The organism is Chloroflexota bacterium (assembly GCA_018648225.1).
Taxonomy (GTDB): domain Bacteria; phylum Chloroflexota; class Anaerolineae; order Anaerolineales; family UBA11858; genus NIOZ-UU35.
On record JABGRQ010000105.1, the window covers coordinates 1 to 7,120 of the forward strand.

Annotated in this window: 7 protein-coding genes; 4 read left to right on the top strand and 3 right to left on the bottom strand. The window is 51.4% G+C overall.

Annotation, left to right across the window (positions count from 1 at the left end; all coding sequences use genetic code 11):
- From HN413_09995 to HN413_10010, 4 genes are all read left to right on the top strand, one after another.
- On the top strand, window positions 1-892 hold an 892-nt coding region (locus HN413_09995), incomplete at its 5' end, for a BMP family ABC transporter substrate-binding protein (protein MBT3390731.1).
- Between the two features lie 125 nt (window positions 893-1,017).
- The gene (locus HN413_10000; protein MBT3390732.1) at window positions 1,018-2,598 is read left to right on the top strand and encodes an ABC transporter ATP-binding protein; all 1,581 of its coding nucleotides are present in this window, start codon (window positions 1,018-1,020) and stop codon (window positions 2,596-2,598) included.
- Window positions 2,598-3,884, top strand: a complete 1,287-nt coding sequence (locus HN413_10005) for an ABC transporter permease (GenBank protein MBT3390733.1) — start codon at window positions 2,598-2,600, stop codon at window positions 3,882-3,884. Before HN413_10000 ends, HN413_10005 begins: the two co-directional genes overlap by 1 nt.
- A complete protein-coding gene (locus HN413_10010) occupies window positions 3,877-4,833 on the top strand; it encodes an ABC transporter permease (protein MBT3390734.1) in 957 nt (318 codons plus the stop codon). The genes HN413_10005 and HN413_10010 overlap by 8 nt, the downstream gene beginning before the upstream one ends.
- A 93-nt stretch (window positions 4,834-4,926) precedes the next feature.
- Here HN413_10010 and HN413_10015 read toward each other — a convergent pair whose 3' ends face one another.
- The 3 genes from HN413_10015 to HN413_10025 form a co-directional block, all read right to left on the bottom strand.
- A complete protein-coding gene (locus HN413_10015; GenBank protein MBT3390735.1) occupies window positions 4,927-5,973 on the bottom strand; it encodes a site-specific integrase in 1,047 nt (348 codons plus the stop codon).
- A 448-nt stretch (window positions 5,974-6,421) separates the two neighbouring features.
- The gene (locus HN413_10020) at window positions 6,422-6,787 is read right to left on the bottom strand and encodes a response regulator (GenBank protein MBT3390736.1); all 366 of its coding nucleotides are present in this window, start codon (window positions 6,785-6,787) and stop codon (window positions 6,422-6,424) included.
- Between the two features lie 56 nt (window positions 6,788-6,843).
- A partial coding sequence (locus tag HN413_10025; GenBank protein ID MBT3390737.1) for a response regulator occupies window positions 6,844-7,120 on the bottom strand: 277 nt, incomplete at its 5' end.

Here is a 7,120-nt window from a genome sequence, read left to right on the forward strand (position 1 = left end):
CGCTTACCTTGGTCTGACCAACTTGCGCGGTAAATACAACATGAACATTCTCTATCGCGAGCATACTCTGCCCGAAGAGACCTCCGATCTGCTGCGCGAATATGCAGAATCCGGTTGTGATTTCCTGCATGCTCACGGTTTCGAGTACTTTGACCAGATAAACGAAGTTGCTCTCGAATATCCCGACTTACAATTCTTACAGACCAGCCGGGGTGCGGGCCAGGACCCCAACGTCATCGGTTTGAGCTTTGTCAGTGGTGAGGAAGGCTACTTCGCCGGATTGGAGGCCTGCCAGCTTACACAGACCGGTACGGTTGCCTATATCGTTGGTCAAACTTACCCCAACCTGGCGTGGAATGGTGATATGGTAAAGGTTGCCGGCGAGTGGCTGGTTGACCAGGGCAAGATCGATGGCTGCAATGTTGAATGGCTCGAGGTCGGCGACTGGGCGGATCCCGCCAAGGCTAAAGAACTGACAACAGCTGGCATTGAGCAGGGTATCGATGTCTTCATCCTGGTTGCCGATGCTGGTGACTCCGGTGTTGTTGAGGCTATCGAAGAAGCTCGCGCAGATGGTAAAATGGCATGGGCGGTCTCTGGTGTGAAGGATAAGAACTATCTTGGCCCAGAATTTGTTGTTGGCGGCTATGAAGAAATGGTCCCCATGCAGATCGAACTGGCTATGAAGGCCTGGGTCGATAACGGTAATGCACCGGTTGGCGAAGCGATGCCCGTTGGTATGCGTGACGGTGCTATTGTCTTGAGCCCGACCTATGGCATTCTGCCGATCGAGGTTGAGGAAGAGATTTTCGGCATCTTGGCCTGCTACATCGAAAAGGGCGCCGATTGTGAGATGATGTCACCTGACGTCCAATTCCGTACTGACCTCTAGTCTTCAAAGCTAAAACCCTGCCTGGTGAAAGGCTTTTCTTGCATAAACGGCAGGCATAACGAATACCTGGGAGTTCCCTATAGTTGACGCGTTAGGGAACTCCCAGATAATAAAAAGGTTTGACTATGGCAGAATCAGAGATTGTTCTCCAATTGGAGAAGATGTGCAAGACCTTTCCGGGTGTGATTGCCAATGATAACGTCGACCTGGATATCCGGCGGGGTGAAATCCATGCGCTGTTGGGTGAGAATGGTGCCGGAAAAACGACACTTACCAATTGTGTTTATGGCGTTTACCAGCCGACCAGCGGGAAGATTATATGGAAAGGGGAGGAAGTAGAGATCCACCAGGCGCGTGATGCCATTGCTCTAGGGATTGGCATGGTGCACCAGCATTTTATGCTTGTGCCACCGCTGACAGTGGCCGAGAATGTAGTGTTGGGCATGCCCATGGAGCGAGAACCATTTCTTAATCTGGAAACTGTTGAGCAGCAGATCCGAGAGCAGGGTGAACGTTATCATCTGCGTGTAGACCCCACTGCTCAAATCTGGACCCTCCCAGTAGGCGTGCAGCAGCGGGTGGAGATCCTAAAAGCGCTCTATCGAGAGGCTGAACTGCTTATTCTGGATGAGCCGACTGCCGTACTCACCCCTGGTGAGGTTGAGGACTTATTCCTTATTCTAAAGAAACTGACCGATGATGGGCTTTCGATTATTTTTATTACACACAAACTGGAAGAGGTCATGGCGGTCTGTAACCGGGTGACCGTGCTGCGTGATGGAATCCTGGTTAACACTGTAAACATTGAGGACACCAGTGCCCCTGAACTGGCAAAGATGATGGTGGGGCGCGAGGTGTTCTTGAAGATGGATAAGCCCGAGTTAGAGCCTGGGGAGGTTCTGCTAAAGCTGGAAAATGTGAATGCCCTCGATGACCGCGATTTACAGGCGGTCAAGAGTATCTCATTTGAGGTACACGCCAACGAAATACTGGGCGTTGCCGGGGTGGATGGCAACGGGCAGACCGAACTGGCTTCCGTGATTGTCGGTATGCGCAAGGCCGGATCGGGCAAAGTTTTCGTCAAGGGAGAGGAAACGACCAACTTTCAGCCGATCGATATGATTAAGCGCAATGTGGCCTATATCTCACCGGACCGGCACCATGAAGGTTTACTTCTTGATTTCACTATCACTGAGAACCTGATCGGAAAGACCTACTTTGCGTCGCCCATTTCCAAAGGGGGAATCTTCAGCAAGAAAGAAGTCGAAAGATTTGTTGATCAATCGATGATGGATTACGATGTGCGTGCGCCTGGGCCGCAGCTGTTTGCCAAACTGCTATCGGGCGGCAACCAGCAGAAAGTAATCCTGGCCCGCGAGCTAAGCGGCGAGCCTGATGTGATTATTGCCGCTCAACCGGCGCGTGGCCTCGATATTGGCGCTACCGAGTATGTGCATAAGCAAATGATCGAAGCGCGCAATCGAGGGGCGGCGGTACTGCTGATCTCAACCGAGCTGGAAGAAATCCTCTCGCTGTCCGACCGAATTGCCGTCATGTATGAAGGCGAGGTTATGGGCATCATTCCCGGCAAGGGCGCTGACACCGATATCCATGAGCTTGGCGAGTTGATGGCCGGCCTGAAGCGCCTTGATAGCGGCACGCCGCAGGCGAAAGAACCACAAGCTGAGGAGGCTGGGGAAGCCTGATGAATAATAAGAAAACCTTTCAAGACATCTGGCGTGACTATTACGAAAAGTCTTTCAACGTATCCATCCCCATCCTGGCGATCTTATCAGCTTTTGTGGTTAGTGGGTTCATCCTCATTGCCTGGGGCGCGAATGTGTTTGAGGCCTACGGCGCGTTGTTCAGCGGCGCTTTCGGCAGCCCCAACGCCATCGCCACCACACTGATCCGCTCAACGCCGCTGCTGTTTACCGGTCTGGCCGTGGCTTACGGCTACCGGGGCGGGTTCTTCAACATCGGTGCGGAAGGGCAGCTGTGGATGGGTGCTTATGCCGCCGTGTGGGTGGGCGCCACCCTGACCAACTGGCCCGGATGGGCTTTGATCCCTGCTTGTATGGCGGCTGCGATGCTCTTTGGCTCGCTATATGCGCTGCTTCCGGGCATCCTCAAAGCGACTCGCGGCGTCAACGAGGTACTCACCACACTGTTAATGAATTATATTGCCATTCAATTTGCTGAGTGGGCTATGCGTGTTGATCATTTTACCCGCGGGCTGGAACTCAATGCGAATGGTGAGGTACCGGTTTGGAGTTGGGTCAGTTGGATTGGTATTAAAGACCCCGCACAGCCCTTCCCCAAATCGCCTTTCACGGCTGAAGCCGCGTATATGCCCTCGCTGAAAAGCATCATGGAAATCCCGATCTTCGTCAATTTGTTCGGAAGTTCAGCCTGGTACGAATCCATTTCTTCAATCCCGGCCTTTGGCCGCATGACCCTGGCGCCGGTTCTGGGTGTGGGTTTTGTTTTGCTGATGTATTTCATCATGTTTCGAACCACTATCGGCTACAAATCTCGCGCCGTCGGTATCAACCCGCAGGCCGCAAAAGCAATGGGTATCAACATCCCCCGGACGATCATTATTACGGCGCTGATCAGCGGCGCGTTGGCCGGGTTGGCTGGTGGTATGGAGGTTTTGGGCAGCCAACACCGCATTATTCCCAAGTTCCTGGTCAACGCCGGGTTCGAAGGTATCCCTGTGGCGCTCATCGGGCAACTCCATCCCATTGGGGTCTTGCTCAGTGCAACGTTCTTTGGCGCCCTCAAAGCAGGGGCGAATAAGATGGGGATCATCACCATGATCCCGGTGACTGTGATCTATGTGATCCAGGCGCTCGCGATCCTGTTCGCCATCGCTGGCACAACCTTTGATGTCGAATCGACCTTGAAGAAACGCAGATTGATGCGGCGGCAGCCACCAGAACCACCATCCGCAAATCTGAGCAACACAGAGGAGGAATCTCATGTTTGAAGACTTCCTTACCATCTTTATCACAGTTGATTTTTATGTCGCGATTGTGCGAATGGCCACACCGCTAATGCTGGCCGCAATCGGCGGCCTGTTGGCAGAGAAAGCCGGAATCGTTACTTTCAGCCTTGAGTCGATGATGCTCATGGGAACTATTGGGGGCATTATTGGCAGCGGTGTGACGGGCAATGTTTGGGTGGGCGTGCTGCTTGCCATGATCTTTGGGATTATCTTTGCCATGATCTATGCCGTTATGGCTGTGACGGTTGGCGCCCACCAGATTGTGACCAGTGTAGCGATGAACATGGGAGCATTGGGTTTGACCAGTATCCTCTATGCGCTTGTATTTACCAGGGGGGATGAGGTTATCCAGGAGGTAATCGTGGTGCCTGGGCTTTCAATATGGAAAATACCACTGCTGGGCGACATTCCAATCCTGGGTCCGATCTTCTTCAACCACATTCCGATCGTCTATGTAGCTTTTATCATGGTGCCGACGGTCTGGTTCATCCTTTACCGCACCTCGTGGGGACTGAAAATACGCGCAGTTGGTGAACACCCTCACGCTGCAGACACAGTGGGAATTAACGTTTTCAATGTACGATATCTGACCTTGGTCTTCACAGGCGCGCTGGGCGGTCTGGCCGGCGTTTTCCTCTCTCTAGGCATGCTCAACTCCTTTATGGAGAACATGACTGCTGGACGGGGTTTCATCGCCTATACGGCCATTGTGTTTGGGAAATGGGAGCCGCTGGGTGTCATGCTTGGAACGCTCTTGTTTGGTGCTGCAGATGCGCTGCAGCTGCGCATGCAGGCGATGGGCTTCCCCGTGCCGCCGCAGTTCATGACCGCTTCGCCGTATATCGTCACATTGGTTATTTTGGTGCTGGTGATGGGCAAGGCCAGCTGGCCGGCTGCTTCAGCGCTGCCGTTTAAACGAGAAGGCAAGTAGACGCTGCTGCGAATCATATTGCGAAATAAAAGCAACACCTTCGGAGTTCTCCGAAGGTGTTGCTTTTATATTATTGCAGGGAGGGGAGGGGGTTTAGTCCAGCTTTACCTCTGCATTAGCAATATCATTATCATCGATGTAACGCCTGGGCATAGCCAGTGAAGCCCAACCACCAGCCTCTTGTAGGGTAAATGGATCTGTACCGTGCCGTGCTGCTGCTGTGGCCCAATAGTGGCGGCAATCGTGGGCGCTAAGTCCCATCAGGCCAATTTTCTCACCCAGAAATTTGACGCGCTGCGTTATAGCGCGTTCGCTCATTCCCGCCTTACCTAGTTTTTCATTTTTCTTGCTGCGGCGCAGCAGGGGAGCGCTGTCTGGCAGATCGCCAAAATCCGCATAAGCTCGGGCCGTTGTATGTGTATCGCCAGTCAGACGGTGAATCTGGACCTTGGATACCTTGGAACGGTAAAAACGAAGGGTGCCTTGAGCCAGATCGAGATTGTCGCCCGATAGGGCGGCTACCTCGCCGACGCGCAGCCCATGATCCAAAAGCAGGCACATCATCAGGGCGTCACGCCGCCCCTGGGGCGAATTAGCGTGTGCTTTCTTCAATAATCGCGCCTGCTCTCTAGAAATTTGAACTGATGAAGCTTTTTTAGCGCCAATACGGGTAATTTGGCGTCGTTGGTCAATTCTAATCTGCTCTTTCTGCGTATAGCCCTGTATTGATCGGATCAGAGCGTACTCCTCAGGGGGTAAAAATCCGGCCTGCATGACCATCCTTGAAAATGCTTTTATAGTAGATAGACGTACATTTATGCTCGAAAGGGCGTAACCCTTGCTCATTTGCCACCTTAGAAAGGCTTCAACAAGACCCCAGGTGACGCCTTGCCAGGCTTCTGGTGTATCAAATAGATTCCCGGTATTGACCTGCAGTTCTTCTAGGAATTGACCGAATAATTCCAGGTCCGTTTTTTGACGGCGTAGTGTTTCATCTGCACGCCGCATTTTATAATCCGTAAAACGGTGGCGGGCGGCGGCCTGGTTTGCCGCTGCTCCAGCCTTCTCCAGCGCGCCCGGCAGCGTGAGCTGTTTATTTTTCCGTTTTGGTTTGTAAATCCCACGATCATCATCAGTCATGGACAAATCGTAGCACATTTTGCGATTAAATTCAATAGCTTCCGATTTGTATAAATAATCGGAACTAATAAAATATCGTTTTTACATAGATTTCTAACTCATTGTCGGCTTTTGCGAGATTTTTTGATCTGATTACCTTGAGATATTTTCTCTGCTTCCTTATGATTACTAAAAGAGGAAAAGTCACCCGTTCATTGCCGCTTCAGATCAAACCTCCAGGGATTCCGGCAATATCAATGGCCAGAAAATACCATGAATAAAAATATCAGGATCGTACCCTGCTGCCGCCTGATTAATGAATTATGGATACCCTGGCTATTTCATCCTCTAGAACATTAATTCTTATAATTCAGCGACTCCGGCTGCACTTTGCTCTCACTTCACTGATAAGTGTAGTCCAGGCAGTTCTTTATTTTGTCCTTCGATGAACCGTATCGGTCCAGCTATGTTATTTTGTCTCCCCCATTATCTGACTCATCGTCGCAGCGAGCATTTCTGGAGAAACTGCTTTCATCAGGTAAGTAAAGGCGCCAAGTTGGGTGGAATTTATAAGCTCTCCTTGCGCTGCTTGGCCAGTAAATATCACAACTGGCACTTTTGGCGCAACTCGCTGCATGATGCGTAACGCGTTGATGCCGTCAAGCTTTGGTATGCGAATATCCATCATAACGACATCCCATCCGCCATCCAAAACAAGCAAGACCGCCTCAACACCGTCATAGGCTACGCCTGTTTGATAACCCGCGATTTTTAACTCCTCGCGAATGTAATCAACGACATCTTTTTCATCATCTACAATCAGTACCCGGGGCATGTATTTCTCATTAGATGAATTATTTGTCTCAATCTATATAACCACATGGAGAGGGTTTAACCTTCTGGGTTTAGTGCCAGCCCTTCGCTGAGTTCTCTAAGCAAGTCTACAACAACAACCGGCTTACTGAGACAAACAACACCAAAAGCAGAAGCTTGTGCCATGTAACCTCGTCCGACATAACCAGTCAGGCCGATGATCGGTGTCCCGGGAATAACCTTTCGGAGCACCCGGATCACTTGAATGCCATCCAAGCCAGGCATCAACATATCAAGGACAATGGCATCATAGGGGTTTTCAGCCGCAGCTACAATCGCGTCAGCGCCATTGCTG

Bases quoted from the DNA above. Each gene is read 5' to 3' on its own strand.
- HN413_10000 (MBT3390732.1), top strand. From the start codon at position 1,018: ATGGCAGAATCAGAGATTGTTCTCCAATTGGAGAAGATGTGCAAGACC.
- HN413_10005 (MBT3390733.1), top strand. From the start codon at position 2,598: ATGAATAATAAGAAAACCTTTCAAGACATCTGGCGTGACTATTACGAA.
- HN413_10010 (MBT3390734.1), top strand. From the start codon at position 3,877: ATGTTTGAAGACTTCCTTACCATCTTTATCACAGTTGATTTTTATGTC.
- HN413_10015 (MBT3390735.1), bottom strand. From the start codon at position 5,973: ATGACTGATGATGATCGTGGGATTTACAAACCAAAACGGAAAAATAAA.
- HN413_10020 (MBT3390736.1), bottom strand. From the start codon at position 6,787: ATGCCCCGGGTACTGATTGTAGATGATGAAAAAGATGTCGTTGATTAC.